Consider the following 24,845-nt stretch of genomic DNA (forward strand, 5'->3'; position numbering starts at 1 on the left):
AAGACCCCGCCGCCCGCCTACCGCTGGGGTTGGGCCGGGGGCTCGGGCAAGTTGGAATCCGACACAATATACAGGGGCCGCTGGCGCACGTTGGCGGAAAGCCGGGCAATGTATTCACCGATAATACCCACGGCAATCAGCTGTACACCGCCCAAAAACAGGATGCTCACCATTAGGGAAGGCCAGCCGGGCTCGTACTCTTTCGTGACGAAGCGGGAGTACAGGGTGTAGAGCATGACCAGAAACGCAATGCCCGACACGATAAAGCCACTGACGGTAGCCGCCTTCAGGGGCACATCGGAGAAGGCCGTGATGCCGTCGAGGGCCAGTTTGAACATTTTGCGGTAGGTGTAGCCAGTTTCCCCGCCCGCCCGCTCGGCCCGGTCATACTCCAGGTAGGTCTGGCGGTAGCCAATCCAGGAAATTTGCCCCCGAATAAACTTGTTCTGCTCGGGCATGCGGCGCAGGGCCTCTACCACCTTGCGCGAAATAACCCGGAAGTCGCCGGTATCTACGGGAATGGAAATGTGGGTGATGCTGGCCAGAATGCGGTAAAATAACTTGGCAGTAAGCTTCTTGGCGGCGCTTTCGCCCTGGCGGGAGCGGCGCTTGGCGTACACTACCTCGTAGCCCTCCCGAAGCTTTTCCAGCAACTGCGGAATCAACTCGGGCGGGTCCTGCAAGTCGGCATCAATGATGCACACAGCCTGTCCCCCGGCCCGGTCGAGGCCAGCCGTCACGGCAATCTGGTGCCCAAAGTTGCGACTGAAATCGAGGTAGCGCACCCGCGGGTCGCGCAGGGCCAGGGTCTGAATTAGGGCCAGGGAATGGTCGCGGGAGCCGTCGTTAATAAAGATAAACTCGTAGCCGCCAGGCAACTGCATGGGGTCCAGCACGTCCCGCAGCCGCTCATACAGGGCCGGAATGTTGGCTTCTTCGTTGTAGATGGGAATGATAACGGACAGGTCCATGGGTGGGGCGGGTGGGAAGACAAGCGGGTGCATGTTCAGGAAACCGGCTTACGGGCCAGGGCAAACACGCTCACGCCCACCGGCAGGTTCAGGTGGCGCAGCAGGCGGTTTTCAGCCTGCAGCAGCCAGATTAGGGAGCGGTTCAGGGGCTGGGGTAGGGCAGCCAAGTCCCCGGTACCGCCGGTCTCCGCGGGCTTCGTGCCACTGGTCAGGCGCTGGGCCTGCCGGATCAGGTAGGTTGGGAAAAACAGGGAGAAGTTCCAATATGAATGGCGCAGCACCTGCAGCTGGCTGGTTTGGAGGGCCTGCTTCAAGGTAGCCCCGGTGTAGCGGCGGAAGTGGCGGTTTACCACGTCGTGCTGGCTCCAAAGCTGCTGATACGCAGGTACGTACACCAGCAGCTGCCCGCCAGGCCGCAGCACCCGTCGCCACTCGCGCAGGGCCTGATGCTCGTCCTCAATGTGCTCCAATACATCGGAGGCTACTACCAGGTCAAAGGAAGCATCCGGAAAGTTCAGCCGGGCCCCGTCCATTACCGACACGTTCGGAATCTGGCGCTGGTGGGCCAAAGCAATGGCTGTTTCGCTGATGTCGATGCCGGTCAGGTTATGGAAGCCGGCCTCTCGTAGCTGCTGCTGCAGGGGCCCGCCAGAGCACCCAATTTCCAAAATAGCCGCCGTAGCCGGCAAACCCAGGCGCTTTATCTGGTCAAACACAATGTCGCGCCGCCCCGAAACCACCAGTGATTTTCCTCTAGTTGATGATAAAGAGCCTCGTATTGAACTTGCATAAGGCGAAAGTACGGAATGAGTTAACTCCATGCCTGCTACCCAGGCTGAGTTGTCCGTAGTGAGCAGATAGTCAGATTCTAATGGCTAAGCTCGCTACGTTTGGTTTCCAGCATCAACCCGCGGTCAGGTGTGCCATACGGGTAGCAGTTTCCCTAGCTCGCCGGTAGCAGCGCCCGTTGTTAAACGCCGGTACTCACGTCCCGCTATACTGATGCGGTAGATTACAAAAGCGTAACCTGATGGCTGGCAAATACCTTTACTTTTACATTCTGAACCTATTAGCACTTCTTCGCGTGATGAAAAAATTACCCTGGGCCCTGCTGGTGCTGAGCCTGGCTGGCTGTGGCGAAAAAGCCTCCCCAAGAACCACGACACCTTGATTTCGAACGATTTCGAAAGCCTAGAAGGATGGGTGAACGACTTGAATACCACTTCCCTCACCCGCGAAAAAGCGCACTCTGGCCAGTACTCGCTGAAAGTAGATGGCACCACCGAATACGGCCGGACCTACACCAACCAGCTGGGCAAGATGCACGATACCCGGCCTAAAAAGCTTAAGATCAACGCCTGGGTATTCGTGTCTGGCGCCCAGGCCGGTGCCAAACTGGTGACCGTAATAACTGATCCGGCCCCCGATGCCAAGCCCGCCGTGTGGGATGGCCTCGACGTGGTAGCCGCCGTGAAAGGCCAGTATGGGAAGTGGGTGGAAATCAGCAATGAGCTGACTGTGCCCGAGAGTGTGACACCCACCAACAAGTTTCAGATGTACCTATGGCGCACCGGCGGTTCGGCCCCGGTGTACTTAGATGACCTGACCGTAACGGCTGTTGAGTAAATACCTGGCAGCAGGTAGTAAAAAGTCCGGCCGGTGCAGCTTCCTGATTTGGGGGAACTGCACCGGCCGGACTTTTCAGTGGTCAAGGACTATTTCGCTAGCGGAAAGCCGTTGAGCACGGGTTGCTGCTGAGCATCAAGCCAGTACACGTGGGTACTGCGGGGCCGGATCAGCAGGTCATCCACCACAATATCGGCCCCACCCATTTCTACCTTTACTCGGTTGGCCGGGTTGCGCAGGCGAATGGGCAGGCTGAAGCGGGCCCAGTCGCCGTGGATTTCAGTGGATTCCTTCAGAGACAAGTCCAGGCGTTCCAGCTCTTGGCCTTCGGGCGTTAGCTGCCGGTAGCTGATGTAGGGCAGCCAGTCGGAAGTTTTGGCGTAGGCCCAGATGCTCAGTTCGTAGGTTGTCGTGTCCGTTGCGCCGGGTAGGGAACCATCGAAGATGGGAAGCATGCCTTTGGCGGCGTGGGCGGCGCCAGGGCGGGTGAAGCTTACGCCGCCGGGCGCGGTTTTCTCCTGAAAGCTGCGCCAGATAACCGCCGGTCCGGGGGCCGTGCGCCACACTTCCCCTCGCGAAGCAGCTCCGCCTGGTGGGCCGTAAACCAGGCGCGCTCGGTGGCCGGCCGCTGGGTAGTAAAGGCCGAGAGGGGTAACTCATAGAGCTGAACCAGGGGCGTTTCCGTCAGCAGCTTGGCCCCGCGCCGGAGCAGGGCTTGCTCGGCGGGCCGCAGGGCGTCACGGCGGGAGGCTACCACCAACAATGGCTGCTGGGAAGGCAACTGGCTAGGCCACGATTTAGGCGTGAGGTCGGAGGAAAACAGCTCTAGCAGGCGTAGCGTCTGCTCCGTGGAGGTGCGCGACATCATGGTGGCGGCCACCGGCCGGTGCAGGCTGAGTGCCGCCCGGAAGCTTTCGGCCGCGCTTACGTCGATGATACCTGACAAGTCAAACTTCTCGGAGCCCAGCGAAAAGTACGGCATAGGTAGAATAGCCTGATACTGATCGGGGTAGTGGCCGGAGCGGGCGAGGAGCTCAGCGTAGTTGTTGCCGGGCCGGAGGAAGGTATCGGCCACGCGGTTAGCCAGCAGGGGACGGGTAATAGCTTCTAGCTGATACTTCGCTTCTAACCCCCAGACGAGCAGCACTAGCACCATGATCAGCAGCCCCACCCGGGCCGCACCGCGCTGGCGCAGAAACCGGTAGAGCTGCCAGTACTGCACGGCGGCCAGCACCGCGGCTACGTAGTAGAAAATCCAGGTAAAACGGCCCAGGGAGCGGAATTGCTTAAGTGCGGGCAGCCAGTCTAGCAAGGGCTCGAAGCCGGGTAGCTTAAAAGGCAGACACATGGCAAAGGCCAGCACCAGCCCCGCGGCCCATACGGTGGGTTGCAAAGAATTGGGGAGGGTGGGGCGCAGCACCCGCCGCCAATGGCGGTGTACCAGGTGCCAGCCTACGCGTACTATCCACAGCACTAGGCCCAGCACTACCGGCAAGCCCACGTAGGCCACGCCTTCAAAAGCAGGGTCGCCGGTATGGAAAATAAACCGAAAGACGGACTTAAATGGCTCAATAGCCGGCCCGAACACGGCGGCCGGACTGGAGTGGTACACAAAGAAGCCGTAAGGGTTGGTAGGCCGATCGGTGATGGGGTCGAGCCAGCTGATCCAGGCCTGAAAAAGCACCACCGGCAGCAGCCCCGTAGCCAGCAGCCAAGCCGGCATATGCCACCACCGCGGCAGCCAGCTCGCGGCCTGTTGAACCAGCAGCACCAGAGCCGTAGCGGCGGGCAGCAGCAGCGCGTGCAGCAGATAATACGGATGGATCAGGGCCAGCAGCACCGTGGCCAGGGTATACAGAACTACCCACCGAACCCGAGCCGGCAGCGTAGCCGCTTCCGTTACGCGCAGCTGCACGTACCAGAGTAGCGGCACTACCACCGGAATAGCCAGAGTATAGTGCCCCCAATGCGGTGAAACTGGGGTGAAAGAAAGACAATGCACAGGGCGCTAAGGGCGGAAAACCAAGGCGCTACCCCGCCCCGCCGAATTAGGGTGTACACCAGCGGAGTAGCCGGCACCGAGGAAAGCAGCACCGTAAGGTTGAAAACGCCCAGGGCATCGTGCAGGCTTAGCCCAAACAAGTTTTTCCAGACCTTGAGAATCCAGGCTAGCAGTGGGAAGCCGTCGGTGAAGAGAAGCAGCTCACCGTAAGGGTAGTGCATGCCCGTAAACTGCATTCCGTGGTCGGCCTGCAGGTAATAGAGCAGGGAAAAGTACGACTTAAGACCGTCGCCGCCGGTAGTGAACAGGTACTGGGAAGGATGCAGGAGCAGGGGCCCAACCCGAAGCCAGAGTATAATCAGGTGAAGCGCTACCAGTGCTGCCAGCCAGTACCGGTCGGTAGTGGTAGGGCGCGGTAGTGTTCGGGGCGAAATCATAGGGCGGAGTCAGAAGCCAAGGAATCGGAAGGGGGGCGCACGGGGCGCAGGTCGGCCAGGCCCGGGTCAGTTTCCCGTACCAGGTAAGGCGGGCGCTGCTTGGCCTGCACGAAGAGCTTACCCAAGTACTCGCCCATGATGCCCAGCACCAGCAGCTGAATGCCCCAATAAAGAGCACGCTGATTAGCACGGAGGCCCAGCCCGGCACGGCATCCTGGGTGAACACCAGAATATAAAGCGCATATAAGGCGTACAAAAACGCTAGCACCGAGATGCCCATGCCGGCCAGGGTAGCGAAATGCAGGGGTCGAACACTAAACGAGGTAATACCATTGAGGGCCAGCTTCACCATTTTGCGGACCGTGTACTTGGTTTTGCCTCGGAAGCGCGCATCCGGCGTGTAAGCCACGCGCTTCTGCCGGAACCCCACCCAATGCACGAAGCCCCGCAGGAATAAATCCACGTCGGGGCTGTTGCGCACGGCCTCGGCTACCCGCCGGTCGATCAGGCGGTAATCGGCCGTGCCGGGCTCAAAATCAACGCTCGACAGACTGTTCATCAGGCGGTAGAAGGCGGCCGAGGTTTGCCGCTTCAGCCACGGCAGGCGCTCATCGTCGGCACGCTGGGTATATACAATATCGTAGCCATTAAGCCAGTGCCCTAGCAACTCAGGCAGCAACCGGGGTGGGTGCTGCAAGTCGGCATCCAAAGAGATAATACAGTCGCCGGTGGCATAGTCAATGCCCGCGCGCAGGGCACTCTGGTGGCCGAAGTTGCGCGAAAGCAGGACGTAATGAATTTCGGAATCCTTGGCCCGTAGTTCCCGCAGAATGCGCTGGGTGCCATCCGTGCTGCCATCATCCACGAAAATAAGCTCCCGCTCGTAACGGCCGGGCAGGTGCTCTTTTACCCGCGCCGCTATTTCCGGTAGGTTTTCCTCCTCATTATAGGCCGGAATAACAACGGATATCTTCATGCAAGCAAGAACCTCTAAAATGCGGAACGCGGAAAGGAGCGACCATGGATAAAAAGGGGTGCCCGCGGTGGTCAAAACTACGGGATATCCCGTGAAGTGCCACATCCTTATCGTGCTTTAGCACTCCGGCTTGGCCGGCTTCCAGGAGCTTCTATCTTTGCCGGGCTCCTTACGGCCTTATTGCTACGTATGCTGAAATTTTGCTTTCCCCGGCTGCTGGGTGCCACTTTGTTAGCGGGAGCTACGGCGTGCTCAGCCCCCGCCCCAATGCTGCCTCTGCCGAACAGATTACCTTTAATGACTTTGAAGCCCTAGACGGCTGGGGTACTCCCGTTCCGTCCCTGACTACCGAGCAAGCGCACTCCGGCCGGTTTTCAATAAAAGTTGATGGCGCGCAGGAGTACAGCTTCAACTATTCCAACGCCTTGGGGAAGGCCAGCACCAACCGCATCAGCAAGCTGATGATAAACGGCTGGGCCATGCGGGCCGGCAAAGATGGCACTGCCACGCTGGTAATCGAAATAACCGACCCCGCCCAGAACCGCAAACAGCTGTTCTGGCAGTCCATCAATTTCGCCGATGAACTCAAGGAAGTAAATCAGTGGCAGCCCTTCAAACGGGAGTTTGTTTTACCCGCTGGCCTCACGGCCGATAAGGAGCTGCGCGTGTACCTATGGCGCAATAGTGCCGCCCAACCCGCCTACCTCGACGACCTGACCCTAACCCGTCTGGAATAGATAGGCCTGAATCATACTGAAGCACAACTAGATTCAGTATGAGTCTTTGTCGCCTACTAACTGATTGGTTTAGAGTAGAAATCCTGTTGCTGTCCGGCGCTTTCGTCAGCCAATTTCTTTTTGACTTGCTATGCTTAAACATGCCTTTACTGCGGCGTTGCTACCGGCCCTGTTGCTGACCGGTTGCTCCTCGAATCCTGAAGCGGAAGTGACGGCTGGCGCGCAGCCTCTCGCCGCTACCAGCTTCGAGAACTTGGATGGCTGGCTGGCCGATTTGCCCACCCGCACCACGCTCACCCGCGACAAAGCCCACACGGGCAATTACAGCACCATGGTAGGCCCGGGGCAGGATTTCAGCTTGGGTTACATGAACGCGCTGAGCCGCCTCTCCCCGAGTGGCCCGGCCAACTCACCATAGGAGGCTGGGTACTGCTGCCCAGCGAGCAGGCCGCCGCCAAACTGGTTACCGAGGTGAAAGGCCCCACGGATAAAGAACCTTCTCTGCTTTGGGTGGGAGTTGATTTGGCGAAAGCGGCCAAGGGATTCAACAAATGGCAGTACGTGGAGCAAACCATTACCCTACCCGCTACCGCCAAGCCCGATAGCCGCCTGCTGGTGTACTTATGGCGCGCCGACAGCAAAGAGCCCGTCTACCTCGACGACCTGAAAATCACGCTGGCCGGTCAGAAATAACTTGTCTGCAACTGACAGATCAGGCAGCAGCGGCGGAAAATTGTTTATTTCTGCCACTGCTGCCCGATCTGTGTTGTGAGGGCGCTGCTTAGTTGACTACCTCCACCGGCAGGCGCAAGCGCACGGGCCAGTCGCGGTAATCTTTGCTGATGAGGCTGATTTCGAAGGTATAACGACCCGGCTGGCGCGGCGCCTGCAGCGGCACGGTTTGCGTCCAGGGCTGCCAGACGTCGACCTCCAGGGCTACTTCCATAGGGTTCGTGTCGGAAGGCCAGTCGTGCGACTTGTAGAATGCCGTGCGCAACAGGGTGGGGTGGGGAACCCGCGTGCCTGAGTGCAGGGGCTGGGCTGCCGCGGGTACGTTTATCTGCACCTGTACCGTTTGCTGACGGCCGGCCCGCCACGTAGTCGGCACTGCGCCGGGCAGCGACAATTTCACCTGCTGATGCGCGGCAATGTAGGGCCGCAGGGCCGCCGTATCGAGTGGGGGTGGGGTGTTGAGGACGCGGTAGACGGCGGTGTTTGGGAAGCGACAGTAGGTAGCGGGCAAGTCGGCCGTGTTCATGGTTTCAAAGGGCCCCAGCAACACGCCCGGGCGCGAGCCAGCCTCGGCCAGCTGATCAATATCCCAGCCTACCCGCACGGTCTGCACCGAATCGGGGCTGTGCCGGGCACTGACCATCATGGTTTCACTGGCCGATGCCCACCAGGGCCAGCCCGCCCGCAGGCGGTGCGGGTCCACGTTATCGGGGTACATAATGAACTTTCGCTCCGGATACGTACTGGTGTAAGCCAGCAAGTGGTTGAGCCACTGTTGATACGCTGTGTACGGCACGTGGCGGTACCAAATCAGCCCGAGCCGGGCCACTAGTACCACCGCCAGCAAGGAAGCCACCAGCACGGGGCCGCGCCCGTTCCAGCGCCGCTCCAGGGCCGGCAGCAGCTCCAGAGCAAAGGGAACCGCCACGAAAAGCGTAAGCGGCAGGTACAGGTTTTCTAGGTAAGTAGCCTCGGTGTAGCCCGGGTTCGAGACGTTAATAATAAAGGTATAGCCGGCCACAAAGCCCCACATGAGCCCCAGCCGGAGCCAGGCCAGCCAAGTACGCTGCCAAACGTAGAACACGGTAAGTGCCAGCAGCAGCAAAGGCAAAGCCAAGAAGCCGTGGGTGCACAGCTGCCAGAAAGTATCGAAGCTGCCGATGGCCAGGTAGTTCGGAAAGTACTTTACCAAATTGGGCGTGAAGGTCATGTGGGTCGCCTCGTAGGAGCCAGGCGGAATAAGCATGGCGCGCAACTGGTACATGCCCAGGGCCAAGACCAGCATGCCATAGTACGCCCAATCCCGAAACCGGCGGTTCAGCAGCCAATCGTAGGCCCAGATAAAGAGAAACGGCAGGATGATAAGCGGGTGCCCGAAAATAAAAACCGGTACCAGCGCCGCCAGAGCCAGGGTGCTAAACCGCAGTTGCAGAGGAGCTTGTCGGGCCACTCCAGCGTAAAACAGCAGCAGTGCCGCCAGGCCCTGAGGCAGCTCCGACTGCGCCCAGTAGAAAGTTCGGGACGCTAGCAGCACGTAGAGCAGGGCCACAACCAGGGCCACCTGCTCGTTGCGAAACCAGTAGGCGCAGGCCAGAAAAACCCCAGGTAGTACAGAATAAATACCACCGAGTACAGCCGCAGCACGGCATCCAGTGGCAATCCGGCTTTCAAAGCCAGCAGTGTGGGTAGCTGGGTGACGATGGCCACGAAGCGCCGATTCTGCACGAAAAGCGCCTTGTCTTTTAGGTAGATAAACAGGTGGTAGGCCAGGTCGTAATAGGCGGCCCGCTCCAGGTAAAAATGCCAGGCAAACAGCAGCAGAACCAGCATGGTAGCCAGCGCCAGGCGCAGCGGCCACCGGGTGGCATATTGTTTAGAAAGAAGCATAGTTGGGGTGGCAAGGGCGCATGGTGGTGGGCCCGAACAAAGAAGAAACCGGTGCTGCTGCCGGTCCTAGCGAGCCAGCAGCCCGTACTTCAGAATGCAATATATAGCCCGGAACCCGTCGCGCCAGCCGATTTTCTTGCCCTCGGCGTAGGTGCGGCCGTAGTAGCTGATCCCGACTTCGTAGATGCGCACATTCGGTACCCGCGCTATTTTGGCCGTTACTTCGGGCTCAAAGCCAAAGCGCTTTTCCTCCAGCTGCAAGCCCTGAATAAGGTCGCGGCGGAACAGCTTGTAGCAGGTTTCCATGTCGGTCAGGTTCAGATCGGTCACCATGTTCGAGAGGAAGGTGAGAAGCCCGTTACCGATGCTGTGCCAGAAAAACAGGATGCGGTGGGGCCGGCCGCCCATAAAGCGGGAGCCAAATACTACGTCGGCCATGCCCCGCAGAATGGGCCGGATGAGCAGGTTATATTCTTCCGGGTCGTACTCCAGATCGGCATCCTGAATAATCACGTACTCGCCGGTCGCCTCCCGGATGCCAGTATGCAGGGCCGCGCCTTTGCCCTGGTTTACGCGGTGGCGCAGCAGCCGAAGCCCTAAGGCGGGGTAACGGGCGGCGTACGCCTCAATTACTGTCGCCGAATCATCAGAGGAGCAGTCATCGACCAGAATAATCTCTTTTCCAATATTATTGACCAGCTCCAGCTCACGCAGCACATCTAGAATTTGGTGGATAGTGCGGGCCTCGTTATAAACCGGAATGATGATAGAAAGCGTACGGAAGGGTACCAAAAGCAGCAGCGTTAAAGGCAAAGAACAACCAAAGATATCGGTAGCACCCAGAAACCAGGGCATTTGGCACTGCATTAGCCCCAGCTGCAGACTCTAGGCCGCGTAGGGCTCAGGCCCTACAGGGCTACAGGCTGCTGGTACGGCCCCATCCACGGGTACATTGATGCCGGTGATGTAGGCGGCCGTTTCCGAGGCTAGGAAGGCCACAGCCGCCGCTACCTCTTGCGCCTGTCCGAACCGGCCGGCCGGAATGCCCCGCAGCATGGCTGCCTCCACCTGCTCGGTGGTCTGGCCGGTTTGCTCTACCTTCTTCTCAATCAAGGAAGTGTGGCGCTGCGTGACGGTGGCCCCCGGCAGCACGTTATTAACCGTAATGCCGTCGGCGGCCAACTCGTTGGCCAGGGTTTTGGCCCAGTTGCCTACGGCCCCCGAATAGTATTCGACACACCTAAGCCCGGCAGCGGCTGCTTTACGGAGGTGCTGATAATGTTGATGATACGCCCCAATGGCGCTGACGCATGCCCGGCACCAGGGCCTGAGCCAGCAGGTGGTTGCACACCAAATGTTGCTCAAACGCGGCCCGGAATGCCTCCACGGGAGCGTCTAGAATGGGTCCGCCGGCAGGCCCTCCGGTGTTGTTGACCAGGATATCGAAGCCGGTAGAGGTTTGCTCCAGGTACTCCCGTACTTGCTGGGCCAGGGTAGCGGGCTGACTGAAATCAGCTACAATGAAATCGTGCTTTTGCTGGGCTGGTGTGGGCAGGGCCGCCGCTACCTCGCGCAGGGCGGCTTCGTTGCGGGCTACCAGCGTGAGGGTGGCTCCGCGCTGGGCCAACTCCTCGGCTACGGCCCGGCCAATTCCTTGGGTGCTGCCGCCCACCAGGGCGCGACGAGAACGTAAGTCCATTAGTGAATTGGGGGTAAGGGAATAAAGGAAAGAATGAGGATGCGTGCCAAATATGCGGGCAAAGTCGGTAGTCCCGATACGCGGGAATGTCGTTATTTGCCGTGACGCACCCGTTGTCCCCCTACGTCTTCACCCCAGCGCTTTGCCTTATGATTCGGCCCTTCAACTTTCAGCAGTGGATTGAGCAGCACCGCCACCTACTCAAGCCGCCCGTTGGTAACCAGCAGGTATTCAAGGATAACAAGGATTTCATTGTGATGGTAGTGGGCGGCCCTAACGCCCGCAAAGACTACCACGTGGACGAGGGCGAGGAGCTGTTTCTGCAGCTGGAGGGCGACATAGTGGTGAAAATCATTGAAGACGGTCAGCCCGTCGACATCGAAATTAAAGCCGGCAGCATGTTCCTGCTGCCCGCCGGCGTGCCCCACTCCCCGCGCCGCCCGGCCGGCTCCGTGGGGCTGGTGCTGGAGCGCTACCGCACCCCCGGCGAGCTGGATGGCTTCCAGTGGTACTGCGAAAATTGCGGCCACAAGCTCCACGAAGAATTTGCCGAAATCACCGACATCGTGGCCCAGCTGCCGCCCATCATGAACCGCTTCTGGGCCTCCGATGCGTTGCGCACTTGCCAGGTATGCGGCACCTACATGGAAGCGCCCGGCTCTGTAATGAAGAATGAGGAATGAAGAATAAGCTTGCTGTAGACGCTAACTACCTATGGAGGCGGAGAATGTAGTGGCCGCCAAGTCGTTTGCTTTTGCTGTTAGAATCGTGCGGCTGTGCAGGCATTTGCGGACCGATCAGCACGAATATGTCTTGATTAAGCAATTACTGCGTTCTGGTACCTCTATTGGGGCCAACGTAGAGGAAGCCATTGGTGGCATTTCTAAAGCTGATTTCTCCCATAAAATCAGCATTGCTTATAAAGAAGCCCGCGAAACAAACTATTGGTTGAAGTTATTAGCAGCCACTAATACACTGACCCCCGCAGCGTTTACCAGCATTCAAACGGATTGCGAAGAACTCTGTCGTATTCTACGTGCCATTCTGAACACCACCCGCATCAAAAAGGAGAAAGAACAGGATACCGAACCATCCTGAACCCGCTTGCCCAGCGCCACTAGCTATGAACCCGCAGCAGAATTCTTCTCTCCTCATTCCTAATTCCTCATTAACAATAGACATCCACACCCATATTCTGCCCGAGCGGTGGCCTGACCTGCGGGAGCGGTATGGGTACGGCGGCTTTATTCGGCTGGAACACCACCGGCCTTGCTGCGCCCGCATGATGCAGGACGACCGGTTTTTCCGCGAAGTACAGGATAACTGCTGGGACCCCGAGGTGCGCCTGCGCGAGTACGACCAGTTGGGTACTCAAGTACAAGTGCTTAGCACCGTGCCCGTCATGTTTAGCTACTGGGCCCGCCCCCTTGATACGCTAGACCTAAGCCAGCTGCTCAACGACCACATTGCCGACGTAGTGCGGCGCTACCCTACCCGCTTCGTGGGCCTCGGCACCCTGCCCATGCAAGCCCCCGACCTGGCCGTGCGAGAACTGGAGCGCTGCATGAAAATTGGGCTGGCCGGCGTGCAGATCGGCTCCCACGTTAACGACTGGAACCTGGATGACCCGGAGCTGTTCTCAGTGTTTCAGGCCGCTGAGGAGTTGGGCGCCTGCGTGTTTATTCATCCCTGGGACATGATGGGCCAGCAGCAGATGCCCAAGTACTGGCTGCCCTGGCTGGTGGGCATGCCCGCCGAAAGCACCCGGGCCCTGTGCTCCCTGATTTTTGGGGGCGTGCTGGAGCGGCTGCCGCGCCTACGGGTGGCCGTGGCCCACGGCGGCGGCACTTTCGCCACCACCATTGGGCGCATCGGCCACGGCTTCGAGGTGCGCCCCGACCTGTGCGCTGTCGACAATCCAGTACACCCGAGCCACTACCTCGGCCGCTTCTGGGTAGACTCCTTAGTCCACGACCCGCGCCTGCTCGACTACCTGGCCCAAACCATCGGACCCGACAAAATCACGCTCGGCACCGACTACCCTTTCCCCCTGGGCGAAGCCGTGCCGGGCGAGCTGATTCGCTCCCTACCTTACCCCGACGATGTGAAAGCTCGCATGCTGGGCCAGAACGCCCTGGACTGGCTGGGTCTGGAAGCCTCGCGCTTTAAGCGGTGAGTTGGTTGAGTGATTTAGCGAGTTATTGACTGAGTTGTTATGGCGAGGAGGCACGACGAAGCCACCTGTCCTCTCCATGTGACCAGCGTAGTAAAGTGACAAGCCCTTGATGTATGGTTGCGTCGAGGGCTTGTCCTGTTTCAGGACGGATGGTGTCGCGCTGCTCGCCATTGGCACCTACTCACAATTTCACCACTTCACAACTTCACCGCTGGTATCTTTACTGCCGATGACCTTCGAACCCACCCTCGACTTTGCCCGCCAACTTGATGCGCAGGACCCGTTGCGCGATTTTCGTCAGCAGTTTCTGATTCCGCCCGCGCCCAACGGGGAGGAGTGCCTGTATTTCTGCGGCAACTCCCTGGGCCTGCAGCCGCGCACGGCCCGCGCCGCCGCCGAGCAACAGTTTCAGAACTGGCAGCAGCTGGCCGTGGAAGGGCACTTCAAGGGTGAAACGCCCTGGATGCACTTTCATCAGCGCCTGGAGGCGGCTTCGGCTCGCATTGTGGGGGCTAAGCCCGTGGAGGTGGTCGTGATGAACAACCTCACGACCAACCTGCACCTGCTGCTGATATCCTTCTACCAGCCCACTGCTACCCGCTACAAGGTGCTGATGGAAGGCGGCGCTTTTCCCTCCGACCAATACGCCCTGGAAACCCAGGTGCGCATGCGCGGCCTCGACCCCGACGAAGCCCTGGTGGAGCTAACGCCCCGCCCCGGCGAGCATACCCTGCGCACCGAGGACATTCTGGCCAAAATTGAGGAGCTGGGCGATTCGCTGGCTACCGTGCTCATGGGCGGTATCAACTACTACACCGGTCAGGTGTACGACATGGCTGCCATTACCCGGGCCGGCCACGCCGTGGGCGCTATGGTGGGCTTCGACCTGGCCCACGCCGCTGGCAACATCCCGCTGCACCTGCACGACTGGGACGTGGATTTCGCCTGCTGGTGTTCCTATAAGTACCTGAACTCCGGCCCCGGGGGCGTGTCCGGGGCGTTTGTGCACGAGCGGTTTGCCGACCAGCCCGAGCTGGTGCGCCTGGCTGGCTGGTGGGGCTACGATGAGAAGGAGCGCTTCAAGATGAAAAAGGGCTTCCGGCCCATGCGTGGGGCAGCCGGCTGGCAGCTTTCCAACGGGGCCATCCTGACGATGGCCGTGCACGAAGCGGCCCTAGCCATTCACGAAGCCGCTGGTGGCATGGAGGCTCTGCGCCGCAAAAGCGAGCTGCTGACGGGCTACCTAGAGTTTCTCATCACCCGCCTCAACTTACCCAAAACCCGCCTCGAAATCATTACCCCCCAGGACCCTGCCCAGCGCGGTTGTCAGCTTTCCTTGCTAGTACACCAGGGCGGCCGCGACCTATTTGAGCACCTGATGGCCGTAGGCGTTATCGGCGACTGGCGGGAGCCCAACGTGATTCGGCTGGCGCCCGTGCCGCTCTACAATACCTTCGAGGATGTGTACCGGGTAGGGGTGGTGCTGGCCGAGTGGGCCGGCCGCAACTAATAACACAATTTGGTGCCGGCGGGGAAGTTTTTCACTGGTAGGCGTTGTTATCCGTAGAGGGAAAAGCTTTCCAGCTGTTCTAGTTTCTGAATTAAGCACTACCCAATCATGGCCGAAGACTTCGCGGCGAAAATGAGCCGTAAAACCGACGCCGAGCTGCGCGACTACGTGGCGAACCGCTACCAGTATCGGGAGGAAGCCGTGCTGGCCGCCCTGGAGGAGCTGGCCCAGCGCGGTATGCCCGAACCGGGCGCGGCCTCCATCATTCAGGAATTGCAGGTTAGCCAGCAGGTAACCAACGAGCGGGAGCAGGCAGCCCGGGAGCGGGAAGCTGAGAACGAGCTGGCCCGGCGGCGCATGCGCGGCGACTACCCCGAGGAAGCCGAAGAAACTGGCCCGGCCCTGTATTCGCCCAGCACCATCACCATTTTTTCCGTGTTGTTCAGCATGGCGGCCGGCGGCGTGCTGCTGGCCCTGAACCTGCGGGCCCTGCGCCGCTTCGGAAAATCGTGGCTGGTAATTGGCTTTGTGGTGGCTTACGTGGCGGGCACTCACTTTGCGTTGCAGTGGCTGCAGCAGCAATATGGCAACCAATACATGTGGCTGGGCTCGGTGTTTAACATTGTGGCCATCGTCTTGTATAACGTGGTTTTCTGGCCCCGCTACATCGGGCTGACGCCGTACCGAAGCCGTCCGTGGGGCGGGGCGCTGCTAGTATGCGGTCTGATTACGCTGGTTTACGCCATTCTGTACGTGCGCTTTGGCCTGAATCCTACCCTGTAGTAAGGCGTGAAGCACGGGTTAACCTCTATTCCGCTGCCGGACGCCGATTTGCTTTTCGATCCGGCTTTCCTACCCCTAGCGCAGGCAAACGCCTTGCTGACGGAGCTAACGAATACCACCCCCTGGCGGCACGAAACTATTAGGCTTTTCGGCCGCGAGGTGCTGCAGCCCCGGCTCACAGCCTGGCACGGCGACCTGGGCGCCGCCTACCAGTACTCCGGCTTGCAGCTGCAACCTAAGCCCTGGAGCCCGGCGCTACGTAACCTGCGCCAGCGGGTAGAAGCTGCCGCCGACGCTTCCTTTAACAGTGTGCTGCTCAACCTTTACCGTACGGGCCAAGACAGTATGGGCTGGCACGCCGACGATGAGCCGGAGCTTGGCCCCGAACCCGTTATTGCCTCCGTCACGCTGGGCGCTACCCGCACTTTTCGACTTAAGCCCCGCCATCCCCAGCACACGCCGCACGCGCCCCTGAGTCTTCTGCTCACGTCGGGTAGCCTGCTGCTCATGCGCGGCCCCACCCAGCAGCACTGGCTGCACGCCCTGCCGAAAACCACCCGCCCGGTCGGCCCTCGGCTGAACCTTACGTTTCGGCAGGTGGCGGTGAAATAGGGAGGCAGTAAGGTGATGATGTAGCGTCTTGTCTTCTTACCTAACCGCACGAGCAGGCAGCGAGGAAGTGAGGTAGCAGCCAAGCCCCGTAAGCCAACGCAAAAAGCGCGGCCTTCCTACCCGGAAGGCCGCGCTTTTTGCGTTGCGTATGGCAGATCTTATTTGATATCCAGCTGTACGCCTACGTACACCAACCGCCCAATTTGAGGGCCGCCGTATACTTGAATGTTATTGGCATTGAGCAGGTTAGAGGCGCCACCCTGCAGCGTGAGGCCCATTTTAGAGAAGCTATAGCCTAAGTAGGCATCCATGGAGCTGTAATCGGAGAGCTGACCCACGGCGAAGGGTAGGCCGTATTCGTGGCCCTGGGCCCACCGGTAGTTCAGGGCGTAGCTCAGGTGCGAAACAACAATGCCGTTAGCGCCCACATTGTACTTGTGCTTGGGCGTGTTAAAGTAGGTCTGGAACTCCGCGTCCTGCACGTCGCTGCGGTCCTGCACGTTGAGGGAGTAGTTGGCCGCTACGTTCAGGAAGGGCGCGAAGGCGTAGTTTAGGCCCACGGCAGCACCCTGGGTGCGTACCTCCTGGTTGGCGTTGGTCCATACCTGCAGCATGCGGCCGGCAGCCGGCGTGGCAGGACGGCTGCCATCGGCGCTGCCCACAAAGCGCTGCGCCCCAATAAAGTCGTTGTAGTAGTTGCGGTAGTAGTTCACGTCCAGCACCAGCTTCTCGCTCAAGGCACCTTTGTAACCTACCTCATAGCTGCTCAGGCGCTCCAGTTCCAGAGCTGCCACGTTCACGGCCTGACCATTGGTGAGGCTGTAGCCCTGGAAACCATTACCAACGTTACCCAGCAGTAGCACTGGGCCCAGGTCTAGGCGGATGTACTGATCGAGCTGGGTGGGGGAGCGGAAGGCGCGGCCGTAGCTGGCGCGGAAGTTATGTTGGCGCTGGTTGCCGGCCGAGTACACGGCCGAAGCCCGGGGCGAAAACGCCGGCTTAAAGTTCTTGAAGGCGTCTAGGCGGCCGGCTAGAGCCAGCTTCAGGCGCTCGTCCAGCAGCTTTATCGTGAATTGCGCGTAACCGCCTACCTCGTGGTTCTGAATCCGGCCATCCACGTCGGAGTAGAGGTTGCCTTGGGAGCCCAGGCGGAACTTGCGGTAAGCGGCCCCCACAATCAGGTCGGTGGTTTCGCCTAGGTTGACGTTGTACTGCGCGTTGCCTTCGTTGAGTAGGGAGCTGGGGTTGATGCGCGCGCCGCGGCCAGGGGTAGCATCCTGCACAATTTGCTCGCGTAGGGCCGCAAATTCAGCACTGACGGGCGAAAGCTGCAAGGGCTGGGCGGCGGCCAGCGCTAGGGCTTGGGCATCGGCATCAGCTTTGCCATCGCGCAAGCGGGCCGTGTTGTATACCCTGGCATACTCGCTGAAATAACGCTGAGCGTACGTAACGGGCTTGCCGTTGGCGTCGAGTAGGCCGGGTACCGGGGAGTTCTGAATAAAGAGCCCCAGGAAGCTCAAATCGTAGGTAGTGCCGCCAAAGTCCTGCACCGACTGGCCCCGCACAAACCACCGCTCGCCCTTTACCTCGCCGTGGTACTGGTTGGTGCCGAAGTCCTTGAGCCGGTAGCGGCTGGTGCTCTGGTAGCTAGCATCGCCTCGGTTGTAGTTCACCCCCACGGTCGCTTTGATGGTGCTGGTAAGCAGGTAGGAAAGCGAAGGATGTATTTTCAGCGACGTAGCCTTGTTGTCGTCGCCCACCAGAATTTTCTCCTCGAAGCCCGGCATAAAAGCGGTCCGACCGTTCAGCAGTCCGCCAGTGAGACCATACGTGACACCCACGTCGCCGTAGCGGTTCACGGCGTCGTAGCCCAGCGCAGAGCCCTGGGCGTTATTGTTTTGCTGCACCCGGGTGCTGGTGGCGGCGTAGTTGCTGGCCAGCCAGTCGTTGGCTGTGAGGTAGGCGCCCGTAATTTTAAACGCCAGCTTGTCTCCGATTTTCTTGGCGTAGCGCAGCTGTCCCGGCGTTGATGTTCAGCGAAGGCGACTGAGTATCGAAATAATCCGTCAGCTGAATCAGGCGCTCCGACTTGGCCGAGTTGAAGCCCCGGGTGCTCAGGGAGTTCATCAGCATGCTGGTGCTGTTCACGTCGATGCCCTTGAACTGGTTGAGGCCCACCTGCACATCGGGCGGCGGCAGCCGCAGAATCTGCTGGGAGGTTACTTTCTCTACCGTCACGGGCGCCTGCAAAATGCCTTCCTCTACCCGTGAGGCAGAGGCAATTACCTCGTTGGTTTGGGTGGGGTTCACCTTAAGCTGCACAACTACCGCGTTGTCGGGCTGGGGTAGGGTTACCTCCCGGCTTTCGTAGCCCACAAATGAAACAGACAGCACCACGGGGCCCTGGTTAAAGTCGGTGCGCAGCAAAAACTTGCCTTCCCGGTTTGTGCTGGTGCCAACAAAAGTACCCCGTATAAATATCGTTGCTCCGGGCATCGGTTCCCCGGCCTGGTCCTGTACCAAACCAGCCACAGTCCCCAATTCCTGCGCAAAAGCTGCTGGGGTTGCCCCCAATAGTATTCCCAAAATAAGAAGTAGAAAACGGTAAGGTTTTCCCATATCAAGAAAAATTACAAAAATGAAAAAAGCCCTTCCTACTCAGAAAGGGCTACAAATGTATCGGGTGGAGAGAGAATATCCTATGGTAATGAATTGATAACCTTATAGTTGTTGTTTTTTCACAATTGTATTCCAGCATTGTTATACCCCATTGTAATGAGGCCTGTCTAAAGCCTGATTCTAAGCTTAGTACCGTAAATCAGTTGGGCCGTACAGAAAAGGGCAGTCCTCGTCGCCAATGGCATAGTCGCCGAGGCGCAACACCGGTGGCTTTTGTGGGGTAGTATCTACGGAGCGGGCGAGCGGCTTGCGGGGGCCAACGCTGCCGGGCTCGGTGCCGGTGCGCGCAGCCGCTTTTCGGACCAGGCGAATGTAGCGGGGTGTTGCCGGCCAATAATGGTAGCAGGCTGCCCCAGTCAACAGGCGAGAGGTAGCAGGTTTGGCTGGCATGGTGTCCGTATTAATGAATATTAAATCGTTTAATAATTCAAAGGAAGCGAGCTTGCCGGCCCCGATTCTCCCTCTCCCGTTCAACCCTGGTATTCTGCCCGTTCAACCCCCTTGGATTCTCGGCCAATCGATACCAGCAGAATCGGTTACTTTCGTTGGTCTATCCGCTCCTTCCTGTTCCGCTTACTCCTGTGCGCCCCATGGCCGAATTTGCATCTACTGCCCCTGAAACTGAAACCCTTACCGTAATGGGCGGCGGCTTGGTCGGCTCTCTGCTGGCGCTTTATCTGGCCCAGCACGGGCACTCGGTGGAGATGTTCGAGCGGCGGCCCGACATCCGGCGGGCCGGGTCCGTGGAGGCTCGCTCCATCAACTTGGCCCTTTCCGACCGGGGGTGGCGGGCCCTGGAAGGGGTAGGCATTGCCGAGTCGGTGCGGGATGTGGCGGTGGCCATGCACGGGCGCATTATGCACAGCGTGCAGGGCCAGCTCACGTACCAGCCCTACGGGCAGGAAGGCCAATCAATCTATTCGGTGTCGCGGGCGGGTCTCAACCGCCGCATGCTGGACCTAGTGGAGCAGAACCCGCGCATTCGGGTGGCTTTTAACCAGCAGTGCCAGCGCGTTGACTTACGCCAGCAAACCATGGATGTACTCGATACGGAGCTAAACCAGAGCCGGACCGTTTCTTTTCGTCGTCTGTTTGGGGTCGACGGGGCCTACTCGGCCGTGCGGGCCGCCCTGCAGCGCACGGACCGCTTCAACTACTCCCAGCACTACCTCGACTACGGCTATAAGGAGCTGACCATTGCGGCGGCGCCCGGGGGCGGCTGGGCCCTGGAAAAGCACGCCCTGCACATCTGGCCCCGCGGGCAGTACATGATGATTGCCCTGCCCAACCTCGACGGCTCTTTTAACTGCACGCTGTTTTTCCCGTTTGAAGGCCCCGCTTCCTTTGCTGCCCTGCAAACGCCCGCGCAGGTGCGCGCCTTTTTTGAGCAAGAATTTCCTGATGCCGTGCCGCTGATGCCGGAGTTGGAAACCGAATTCTTCGACAACCCAACCAGCTCCCTGGTAACTGTGCGCTGCTACCCCTGGACCTACCACGATGACGTGCTGCTGCTGGGCGATGCGGCCCACGCCATTGTGCCGTTTTATGGGCAAGGCATGAATGCCGGCTTCGAAGACTGCACCGTGCTGCACGAACTGCTCGCCCGGCATGGCCACGACTGGAACGCCATTTTTCAGGAGTTTCAGCAGGTGCGCAAGCCCAACGCCGACGCCATGGCCGACCTGGCCGTGTACAATTTCGAGGAGATGCGCGACCGGGTGGCCGACCCGCGGTTTCTGCTCCAGAAAAAAATCGAGAGCAAAATTTCCGCCCAGTATCCCAGCAAGTGGCTACCCCTGTACTCGCAGGTAACCTTTTCCCACCTGCCTTACGCCGAGGCCTGGGCCAACGGCCAGCAACAGGAGCAGATCATGCAGCGGCTCATGCCCCATATTCAGTCAGAAGAGGACTACCAGCGGCCCGAGGTGCAGGCTTTGGTGGCGGCGGAGATGGAGCGCCGCTAGCCTGAGATTGAATAAACACAGGATTCTGACTCCATTCCGGCAATCCAAATCATTGGACAATTCGTTGGTAGGGGCAGCCCAATCCGGGAAAATACGGTAGCAGGTTGGACAAGCTGAACCAGTACAACGGCTTCTAAAGGCTCTTTTGCCCCTTACCTAACTCCTGGTGTGTCCAAGAATGAGATAATAGGACAGAAGAAATACAATTAATTTGATTGACTACTCGAAGTAGAGTAGTTTAGCTATTCAAAACAGCACCGAACCGCTTGTCTGACAGGTACATCTTGCGTGTCAATGGGTAGGGAGGTGGTACACGCTCTGGTTTCCTTTCCCCGCTCCTTATGGCTACTGCCCCCGTTCTGACCTGTGCTATTATTGATGACGAAGAAATCAATCGGCTGACGCTGGAGCACTACATTTCCCTCACCGATTCGCTGCAACTCGTTACTTCTCTGGACGATGCGTTGCAGGGCCTGAACTACTTCCGGGCCGGTAATCGGGTCGATGTGCTCTTTCTTGACATTCAGATGCCCCAGCTCAACGGCCTGGATTTGCTGCGCGTGCTCTCCGATCCGCCCATCGTCATTCTGACAACAGCCCACGAGGACTTCGCCGTTGATGCCTTTGACCTGCGCGTGACCGACTACTTGGTGAAGCCCTTTGATTACGCCCGCTTCAGCCGGGCCGTGCAGCGGGCCCTGCAGCAGCACACTGCCCCGGTGCCCGCCGCTGTCAGCCCCGTAGCCGCTCCCACGCCCCCGACAACGACTTGTTCGTGAAGGTCAACAACAAGATGGTGCGTATTAACTTCGACGAGGTGCTCTACATTGAAGCCCTCTCGGACTACGTTATTATCGTCACGGACAAGCAGAAGTACATTGTGTACACCACCATGAAGGCCCTGGACGCCCGCCTGCCCTTCGACCATTTCGTGCGCGTACACCGGTCCTACATCCTGAATATGCGCCGGATTGAGGCCATCGAGGACGGGGCCGCCGTGGTGCCGGGCGGCCAGCACGTGCCCATCGGCAAATCGTACCAGGAAGCCTTCTTCCGGAAGCTAAACCGCATCTAGTATTTCCCGGGCTTCCCCCTGAAAGCGTTGAGCGGGCTACTTTTCCAGCAGGTGCGGAAAGGTAGCCCGCTCAACGTTTTTGGGCTCTGTTTTCTACTCAATGTGGGCGTTGCCGAGCTGCTCCACGGCGGCCTCCAGCAAATCGGCAAGCTGATAGGTCAGAACCGGAAGCTGGTCGGGGGTAGCCAGGATGGGCGCGTTGGGCCTGGACAGCGGCTCCAGCGCGGCTACTAATTCCTGGGCGGCCTCAATGCCCAGTAACTGCAAGGACGGCCGCAGCTTGTGCACCACGGCGCCCACGGCCGGCCAATCGGCGGCGGCCCCGGCGGCCCGCAGCTGGGCGGCGGCGGCCGGCGTATGGGTTCGGAAGGAGCCCACTATTTTCTGCATGAAAATGGTGCTGCCGTGGGCCGTGTCGCGCAGGCGGGTGAGGTCGAACAGCGGGGCCGGTGCTTCTGCCGGGGCCTCGGTTGGGGCCCCGGCAAGTACCGGCTCGGTGGCTGGGGTAGGCGCCGGGGCCGGCTGGGCTTCCAGCACGGCCACCGCCACGGGGCGCAGGTTGGCTTCCAGCTTGCGAAACAAGTCGTCCTCCTCAAAGGGCTTGGAGAGGTAGTCCAGGCCGGCGGCTCGGTACATCTCGTTGTCGGAGCGCATCACGTTGGCCGTGAGGGCAATAACGGGGGTAGCGGCGCGCAGCGGGTCAGGGTGCTGGCGCAGACGGTGGGTCACGTCGAGGCCGCTCATGCCGGGCATCTGAATGTCCATCAGCACCACGTCGTACAGGCGGGCCTCCAGCTGGTCCAGGGCCTCGTTGCCATCGGAGGCCACGTGGGTTTCCACCTCCCAGCCTTCCAGAATCAGCAGGGCCAACTGTTGGTTTACGGGGTGGTCTTCCACCAGCAGCACGCGCTTGCCACGCAGCTTGCCGTAGTCGGGCGGGGGTAGGCGGGTGGGTTCAGGCAGGGCGTGTTGGGCCCGGGGCAAGGTCAGGGAAAGGAAAAAGGAGCTACCCTTGTCCAGCTCACTTTCCACCCGCATCTGCCCGCCCAGCTGCTGCACCAGGCTGCGGCTGATGGTCAGGCCCAGGCCCGTACCGCCAAAGCGGCGCGAAATATCGGCGTAGGCCTGCGAAAAACTCTCGAAAATGGTGTCCTGCTTATCCGGCGAAATGCCAATGCCCGTATCGCGCACCTCAAACTCCACAGTTAGCTCCGTCGGGGTTTCCTCGAGCAGGCGGGAGGTAAGGGCTACCTCGCCGCGAGTCGTGAACTTTACGGCGTTGCTGAGCAGGTTAAGCAGGATCTGGTTGATGCGGCCTGGGTCGCCGATGACGACGGGGTGCGGCAGCGGCAGCAGCTCCAGGCGGAAGCCAATGCCCTTTTCCTCGGCCCGAAACGCCAGGCTCTGCACCGCATCCTGAATCGACTGGTTGATATCGAAGGCCATGCGTTCCAGCTCCAGCTTGCCGGCCTCAATCTTGGCCACGTCCAGCACGTCGTTGATGACGGTGAGCAGGTGGCGGCCCGAGTTGCGCAGGATGCGCAGGTGTTCCTGCTGGGCAGGGTCGAGCGAGGTTTTAGCCAGCAGCCCGGCCATGCCCAGAATGCCGTTGATGGGCGTGCGGATTTCGTGGCTCATGTTGGCCAGGAAGTTTTCCTTGGCCCGGGCCGTGTTCTCGGCTTCCTCTTTGGCGCGCAACAGCTCCTGCTCGGCCTGAATTCGTTCGGTTATTTCCTGACCGTAAGCAATGACGTAGGGCAGCTCGCCGGGCTCCTCCACGCGGTAGTTGTTGTACATCAGGTGGTGAGGGCGGCCGTCGGCGCCGTGCAGGGTCATCAGGCCCATGAGCTCCTGCTGCTGGTGGGCCTGCTCCAGGTATAGCTCCAGCTGGGGGTGCAGCTCGGGGCTCAGCACGTGGTGCAGGGTGCGGCCCACTAGCCGCTCCGGCACCACGCCCACCAGCTGGGCCGCCGCGGGGTTCACCGACAGCAGCACGCCCTGCAGGTCATGGGTGCAGATGAGGGCCTGGGAGTAGTGCATCAGGTCGCGGTACTGCTTGGCCGTGCGCTCCAGGGTAGTGCCGGCCTGCTTTATCTCCGTGATGTCGGTGCTCACGCCCATGACGTTGAGGCTGCCATCGGCCCGAAGCAAGGGCCGGATTATGGTCTGGAACCACCGCACGGCGCCGCTGAGCTGGGTAAAGGAGCTTTCGTAGGCTATTTCCTGGCCCGTTTTCAGCACTTGCTGAATGCTTTGTTCGTGGGCCCAGTTTTCGGTGGCCACCGGGTCTTCGGGCTGGCCGAGCTGGTGGTGCGGTGGCGGCCGGTGCGCATCAAATCCTCGAAAGCCTGGTTGGAAAACTGCGTTTCCCCCTCCGCATCACACACCCAGATAATGATGGGAGTAGTGTTAACTACCTGTTGTACAAAGTCTTGCTGCTCCTGCAGGCGGGCCTCACTGCGCCGCACTTTCTCCTCGGCTTCGTGGCGCTCCGTAATATCGAGCCCGTAGCCAATGACCATGCGCAGGTCGCCTTCCGGGCCAAATACGGGGTGCATGTGGCGCAAAGACAGGCGCTGCCCTTCGGGCGTATCCAGGGTTTCTTCCCAGGCCACCAGGCGGCGCTGCTGCACGGCCTGCTGGAAAATGGAACGCCGCCGGTGGGCCAGTTCCAGCGGGCGGTTCCGGTACTCGAAGTACTCAAAGTCGTTGTGGCCAATAATCCATTCGCGCAGGGCTGCCTCCCGGATGGCGGAGGGTTCACGTAGCGGTAGCGTTGCTGGGTATCCAAAACGGCTACGTCGGCGGGCAGCTGGTTGAGCACCGTCTCGTAAAACCCCTGCTGCTCCACCAGGCGCTTTTCGGCGTCCTTCACTTGGGTAATGTCGGTGAAGTAGAGGTTCACGTACTGGTCGTGCACGAAGGGCACAATGGCCAGCTGAAAACAGTGGTCGGCAAAGCCGATTTCAGCCTGGGTGG

Annotated in this window: 29 protein-coding genes; 13 read left to right on the top strand and 16 right to left on the bottom strand. The window is 59.8% G+C overall.

Annotated features, from left to right (window positions below; all coding sequences use genetic code 11):
• Window positions 1-17 precede the first annotated feature (17 nt).
• Entirely contained in the window at window positions 18-971 is a 954-nt protein-coding gene (locus MUN84_RS12590) for a glycosyltransferase family 2 protein (RefSeq protein ID WP_244694402.1), read from the bottom strand.
• A gap of 35 nt (window positions 972-1,006) precedes the next feature.
• On the bottom strand, window positions 1,007-1,711 hold the full coding sequence (locus MUN84_RS12595) for a class I SAM-dependent methyltransferase (RefSeq protein ID WP_244694403.1): 705 nt from the start codon (window positions 1,709-1,711) through the stop codon (window positions 1,007-1,009).
• A gap of 427 nt (window positions 1,712-2,138) precedes the next feature.
• Between MUN84_RS12595 and MUN84_RS12600 the strand changes: the two genes are divergently transcribed.
• Window positions 2,139-2,597, top strand: coding sequence for a hypothetical protein (locus tag MUN84_RS12600; protein ID WP_244694404.1), 459 nt, complete (start codon window positions 2,139-2,141; stop codon window positions 2,595-2,597).
• Window positions 2,598-2,686: 89 nt separating this feature from the next.
• Here the strand turns inward: MUN84_RS12600 and MUN84_RS12605 are convergent, their stop codons facing one another.
• The 4 genes from MUN84_RS12605 to MUN84_RS12620 are packed head-to-tail and all read right to left on the bottom strand — an operon-like array spanning window position 2,687 to window position 6,012.
• Window positions 2,687-3,163: a hypothetical protein gene (locus tag MUN84_RS12605; RefSeq protein WP_244694405.1), complete on the bottom strand. Its 477-nt coding sequence runs from the start codon at window positions 3,161-3,163 to the stop codon at window positions 2,687-2,689.
• Window positions 3,091-4,536: a hypothetical protein gene (locus tag MUN84_RS12610; RefSeq protein WP_244694406.1), complete on the bottom strand. Its 1,446-nt coding sequence runs from the start codon at window positions 4,534-4,536 to the stop codon at window positions 3,091-3,093. The genes MUN84_RS12605 and MUN84_RS12610 overlap by 73 nt, the downstream gene beginning before the upstream one ends.
• On the bottom strand, window positions 4,530-4,835 hold the full coding sequence (locus tag MUN84_RS12615) for a hypothetical protein (protein WP_244694407.1): 306 nt from the start codon (window positions 4,833-4,835) through the stop codon (window positions 4,530-4,532). Before MUN84_RS12615 ends, MUN84_RS12610 begins: the two co-directional genes overlap by 7 nt.
• A gap of 43 nt (window positions 4,836-4,878) precedes the next feature.
• The gene (locus MUN84_RS12620) at window positions 4,879-6,012 is read right to left on the bottom strand and encodes a glycosyltransferase family 2 protein (protein WP_244694408.1); all 1,134 of its coding nucleotides are present in this window, start codon (window positions 6,010-6,012) and stop codon (window positions 4,879-4,881) included.
• Window positions 6,013-6,260: 248 nt separating this feature from the next.
• Between MUN84_RS12620 and MUN84_RS12625 the strand changes: the two genes are divergently transcribed.
• From MUN84_RS12625 to MUN84_RS12635, 3 genes are all read left to right on the top strand, one after another.
• Window positions 6,261-6,749: a carbohydrate binding domain-containing protein gene (locus MUN84_RS12625; RefSeq protein ID WP_244694409.1), complete on the top strand. Its 489-nt coding sequence runs from the start codon at window positions 6,261-6,263 to the stop codon at window positions 6,747-6,749.
• Window positions 6,750-6,879: 130 nt separating this feature from the next.
• Entirely contained in the window at window positions 6,880-7,167 is a 288-nt protein-coding gene (locus tag MUN84_RS12630) for a hypothetical protein (RefSeq protein WP_244694410.1), read from the top strand.
• 53 nt (window positions 7,168-7,220) lie between these two features.
• Window positions 7,221-7,442 carry a hypothetical protein gene (locus MUN84_RS12635; RefSeq protein WP_244694411.1) on the top strand — a complete coding sequence of 74 codons (222 nt, stop codon included), beginning with the start codon at window positions 7,221-7,223 and terminating at the stop codon, window positions 7,440-7,442.
• Between the two features lie 88 nt (window positions 7,443-7,530).
• On the opposite strand, the gene MUN84_RS12640 is transcribed toward MUN84_RS12635, so the two are convergent.
• The 5 genes from MUN84_RS12640 to MUN84_RS23845 all read right to left on the bottom strand — a co-directional run bounded on the left by MUN84_RS12640 (window position 7,531) and on the right by MUN84_RS23845 (window position 11,067).
• Entirely contained in the window at window positions 7,531-9,042 is a 1,512-nt protein-coding gene (locus MUN84_RS12640; protein ID WP_244694412.1) for a hypothetical protein, read from the bottom strand.
• A complete protein-coding gene (locus MUN84_RS12645) occupies window positions 9,006-9,368 on the bottom strand; it encodes a hypothetical protein (RefSeq protein ID WP_244694413.1) in 363 nt (120 codons plus the stop codon). The genes MUN84_RS12640 and MUN84_RS12645 overlap by 37 nt, the downstream gene beginning before the upstream one ends.
• Before the next feature lie 66 nt (window positions 9,369-9,434).
• Window positions 9,435-10,160 carry a glycosyltransferase family 2 protein gene (locus tag MUN84_RS12650; protein WP_244694414.1) on the bottom strand — a complete coding sequence of 242 codons (726 nt, stop codon included), beginning with the start codon at window positions 10,158-10,160 and terminating at the stop codon, window positions 9,435-9,437.
• Between the two features lie 93 nt (window positions 10,161-10,253).
• Window positions 10,254-10,550, bottom strand: coding sequence for an SDR family oxidoreductase (locus MUN84_RS23840; RefSeq protein WP_317238927.1), 297 nt, complete (start codon window positions 10,548-10,550; stop codon window positions 10,254-10,256).
• A 79-nt stretch (window positions 10,551-10,629) separates the two neighbouring features.
• On the bottom strand, window positions 10,630-11,067 hold the full coding sequence (locus MUN84_RS23845) for an SDR family NAD(P)-dependent oxidoreductase (protein ID WP_317238928.1): 438 nt from the start codon (window positions 11,065-11,067) through the stop codon (window positions 10,630-10,632).
• A 149-nt stretch (window positions 11,068-11,216) separates the two neighbouring features.
• Between MUN84_RS23845 and MUN84_RS12660 the strand changes: the two genes are divergently transcribed.
• The 6 genes from MUN84_RS12660 (at window position 11,217) to MUN84_RS12685 (ending at window position 16,148) form a co-directional block, all read left to right on the top strand.
• Window positions 11,217-11,750, top strand: coding sequence for a 3-hydroxyanthranilate 3,4-dioxygenase (locus MUN84_RS12660; protein WP_244694415.1), 534 nt, complete (start codon window positions 11,217-11,219; stop codon window positions 11,748-11,750).
• Window positions 11,751-11,781: 31 nt separating this feature from the next.
• Window positions 11,782-12,165 carry a four helix bundle protein gene (locus tag MUN84_RS12665; protein WP_244694416.1) on the top strand — a complete coding sequence of 128 codons (384 nt, stop codon included), beginning with the start codon at window positions 11,782-11,784 and terminating at the stop codon, window positions 12,163-12,165.
• 25 nt (window positions 12,166-12,190) lie between these two features.
• Window positions 12,191-13,243: an amidohydrolase family protein gene (locus MUN84_RS12670; protein WP_244694417.1), complete on the top strand. Its 1,053-nt coding sequence runs from the start codon at window positions 12,191-12,193 to the stop codon at window positions 13,241-13,243.
• A 229-nt stretch (window positions 13,244-13,472) separates the two neighbouring features.
• The gene (gene kynU / locus MUN84_RS12675) at window positions 13,473-14,753 is read left to right on the top strand and encodes a kynureninase (RefSeq protein WP_244694418.1); all 1,281 of its coding nucleotides are present in this window, start codon (window positions 13,473-13,475) and stop codon (window positions 14,751-14,753) included.
• A 108-nt stretch (window positions 14,754-14,861) separates the two neighbouring features.
• Window positions 14,862-15,536, top strand: a complete 675-nt coding sequence (locus MUN84_RS12680; RefSeq protein ID WP_244694419.1) for a hypothetical protein — start codon at window positions 14,862-14,864, stop codon at window positions 15,534-15,536.
• 6 nt (window positions 15,537-15,542) lie between these two features.
• Window positions 15,543-16,148 (top strand): alpha-ketoglutarate-dependent dioxygenase AlkB family protein, encoded by a 606-nt coding sequence (locus MUN84_RS12685; protein WP_244694420.1) that lies wholly within the window; start codon window positions 15,543-15,545, stop codon window positions 16,146-16,148.
• Window positions 16,149-16,306: 158 nt separating this feature from the next.
• On the opposite strand, the gene MUN84_RS12690 is transcribed toward MUN84_RS12685, so the two are convergent.
• The 3 genes from MUN84_RS12690 to MUN84_RS12700 form a co-directional block, all read right to left on the bottom strand.
• On the bottom strand, window positions 16,307-18,055 hold the full coding sequence (locus MUN84_RS12690) for a TonB-dependent receptor plug domain-containing protein (RefSeq protein WP_244694421.1): 1,749 nt from the start codon (window positions 18,053-18,055) through the stop codon (window positions 16,307-16,309).
• Window positions 18,056-18,122: 67 nt separating this feature from the next.
• Window positions 18,123-18,767 (bottom strand): carboxypeptidase-like regulatory domain-containing protein, encoded by a 645-nt coding sequence (locus MUN84_RS12695; RefSeq protein ID WP_262920513.1) that lies wholly within the window; start codon window positions 18,765-18,767, stop codon window positions 18,123-18,125.
• 186 nt (window positions 18,768-18,953) lie between these two features.
• The gene (locus tag MUN84_RS12700; protein ID WP_244694422.1) at window positions 18,954-19,217 is read right to left on the bottom strand and encodes a hypothetical protein; all 264 of its coding nucleotides are present in this window, start codon (window positions 19,215-19,217) and stop codon (window positions 18,954-18,956) included.
• Between the two features lie 200 nt (window positions 19,218-19,417).
• Here MUN84_RS12700 and MUN84_RS12705 point away from each other — a divergent pair, with 200 nt between their 5' ends.
• The 3 genes from MUN84_RS12705 (at window position 19,418) to MUN84_RS12715 (ending at window position 21,866) form a co-directional block, all read left to right on the top strand.
• Window positions 19,418-20,791 carry an FAD-dependent oxidoreductase gene (locus tag MUN84_RS12705; RefSeq protein WP_244694423.1) on the top strand — a complete coding sequence of 458 codons (1,374 nt, stop codon included), beginning with the start codon at window positions 19,418-19,420 and terminating at the stop codon, window positions 20,789-20,791.
• 341 nt (window positions 20,792-21,132) lie between these two features.
• Window positions 21,133-21,570 carry a LytR/AlgR family response regulator transcription factor gene (locus MUN84_RS12710; RefSeq protein WP_244694424.1) on the top strand — a complete coding sequence of 146 codons (438 nt, stop codon included), beginning with the start codon at window positions 21,133-21,135 and terminating at the stop codon, window positions 21,568-21,570.
• Entirely contained in the window at window positions 21,567-21,866 is a 300-nt protein-coding gene (locus MUN84_RS12715) for a LytR/AlgR family response regulator transcription factor (RefSeq protein WP_244694425.1), read from the top strand. Before MUN84_RS12710 ends, MUN84_RS12715 begins: the two co-directional genes overlap by 4 nt.
• A gap of 93 nt (window positions 21,867-21,959) precedes the next feature.
• Here the strand turns inward: MUN84_RS12715 and MUN84_RS12720 are convergent, their stop codons facing one another.
• Complete coding sequence (locus MUN84_RS12720; RefSeq protein ID WP_244694426.1) at window positions 21,960-24,149, bottom strand: PAS domain-containing hybrid sensor histidine kinase/response regulator; 2,190 nt, start codon at window positions 24,147-24,149, stop codon at window positions 21,960-21,962.
• Window positions 24,101-24,814, bottom strand: coding sequence for a PAS domain-containing protein (locus tag MUN84_RS24600; protein ID WP_410780102.1), 714 nt, complete (start codon window positions 24,812-24,814; stop codon window positions 24,101-24,103). The genes MUN84_RS12720 and MUN84_RS24600 overlap by 49 nt, the downstream gene beginning before the upstream one ends.
• Window positions 24,815-24,845 lie beyond the last annotated feature (31 nt).

Source organism: Hymenobacter sp. 5516J-16 (assembly GCF_022919335.1).
In the GTDB taxonomy this organism is placed as follows: domain Bacteria; phylum Bacteroidota; class Bacteroidia; order Cytophagales; family Hymenobacteraceae; genus Hymenobacter; species Hymenobacter sublimis.